This is a genomic window from Shuttleworthella sp. (assembly GCF_057251025.1).
The window spans coordinates 1-2075 of sequence record NZ_DBHIDN010000052.1 but is presented as its reverse complement, the minus strand read 5'-3'; the positions used below and the strand labels follow the sequence as shown (position 1 = coordinate 2075).

The 2075-nt window shown below is 53.9% G+C and carries 2 protein-coding genes; both read right to left on the bottom strand.

Features of this window, described 5'->3' with window-relative positions; translation table 11 throughout:
- Window positions 1-501: winged helix-turn-helix domain-containing protein (locus ACO5R6_RS07600; RefSeq protein WP_485626574.1), on the bottom strand; the 501-nt coding region annotated here is incomplete at its 3' end.
- 803 nt (window positions 502-1304) lie between these two features.
- On the bottom strand, window positions 1305-2075 hold a 771-nt coding region (locus ACO5R6_RS07595), incomplete at its 5' end, for an amidase domain-containing protein (RefSeq protein ID WP_485626573.1).

Below are 2075 nucleotides of genomic sequence, written 5' to 3'. Positions count from 1 at the left end.
CCGGATCTCGGCCATCCGCCTGGCGATGGCCTTCTCATCGCGGCGCTTGTCGAACGGGTCGGGGAGCTTGAAGCTCATGCCCAGAAAGCGCATGAGCAGCCGGTAGGAGGACTCGGACCTGTACTCGACGCCGAACTTGATCTGCACGACGTCCTTAAGGGCCGGGACGTCCCAGAAGCCGGCTTTGACGCCTGCCTCCGACGGCGGTTTACCAAGAATCTCCTCCAGCTCCTCCTTCTGCGCCCTCTTGAGCTTTGCCGCGTTCTCGTTGCCAGCGTGACCGGTTACCACGGAGCTCAGCCTGTATCTCCGCCATTCCGACAGCCACTCGCGTACCGTCTCCTCGGCCCGCTCGACCATCTCCGCGATAATATCCAGGCCAACGCCGCGGGCAGCGTACACAATCGCCTCCGCCTTCATTCTCACCAGCTTGTAGGTATCCGAACGCTTCTTCCACCTAATGAGGATGTCCCGTTCCTCGTTCGTCATGTCGATCTGCATGAGACTATCTTATAGCAGACCCTCCGTAAACGCCAACCAGGAATCCCGCAGCAACTGCCCCAGAATGCCATTTTGTTTAATTCCAGCCATAGCCTCGAGTTTTCATGGTTGTTGTTCTGAGTGGACTGCCAGGCGGTGCCGGTAGGGGAAGATGGCATGGCGGCGCAGCCCCTCGTGACGAAGGATCTTCTGAACATCATCCATCGTCACCCCAGGGACTGCGCCGCACTCCCACCAACACACCCACAACTCCACCCTATGACTTCGCCGCCCCCTGCGAGGATGGAACTTTGGCTCGCGCGCTAGGATGTCTTGATGTGCTGACGACCTCCATTAATGAATCTGCGCAGCATGAGATACTCCAGCCCAATAATTGCTATAATTATCGACAAGATTACTGCGATAGCAATCCGACTCTGGACGATGCATTCATGGGAGAATCCTTCAAGCCGTTCGAGGCGGGAGTCCAACATATAAAGATACCCTCCCCCGCATATCGCATGCTTACCAGACGGGGTTATGGTGTGGGTGTGAGCGTCGGCTTGTGTCCACAAACAGGCATATGCAACAGCTATCGTCGCCAACAGCGATATTACGAGCCGTTTAAATATAGAGTTTCTGAGACCGTCACTGCGGTTCCACACCCAAGGTGCAACAGCCGCGATAATCGTCAGAGCCCCGAGTACTACCAAGACGATCCGTTCCGTCATTGTTGCGGACAAATTTTATACTCCACTCCAAGATGCATGCCGACATTACTCAATATGACATGGATCTCACTGCTGTTGACGTTGGAGGCCGTATCAAATGAAGTCATCCGCATCCATTCCCTCCTGCTCTGCCAGCCAGATCAAGTGATGAAGGGAGATGTTCGACCTGTTTATCGATTTCTGGGTAATTGATGGGTCGCCTTCCGGCGTCGTGCCTGTAACGACCGTGACGTGGTTAATTTCTTCATCACCCTCCCAGTCTACGTAGAGTAAGTCTCCTGGTTTAGCGTTCCAGATGTTGTCCAGATAGCCATAAGACCCGTTACGTACGTACGTATACTGATATGCGGCGTTCACCCACGTCCAAGATGGGCCTCCGGGACCAGATAGATTCGGAGCCCAGTTAGCCGTATTTTTTGGAATAAATCCGTCGTCATACTTCCACCCGCCGGCATGCAGAACCTGTGAGACGAAATTGGCGCAGTTATTCTTGTCAGAGTAAGGGTAATCCGAGTTAAAGTGCTCTGCCTTGTCGCCTCTATACTGCCCGCTGGTCCAGGTTATAGCATAGTCTGTCATACTGGCTACATCTGGACTTGTGTTGTTGTACATAGGCAATGCAGCCGTTGGCGCCGAAGTACCGCCGTCCGAGGTGCTTGGCGAAGTCTCTTCGCTTGATGATTTATGTGGATCGTACCCGTCAGGAACACCGCCCGGAGACCCATCTTCGTTCTTGTTGGTGACAGTATCCTCAATAACGGAGTATGTCTCGTCTCCGCTGGACGAGAGAACTATTGCGTGATTATCGGTCACCACGCCTGGAGAACTATCCCCCTGCTTTCCTCCGTAAATAAAGGTGGTTGA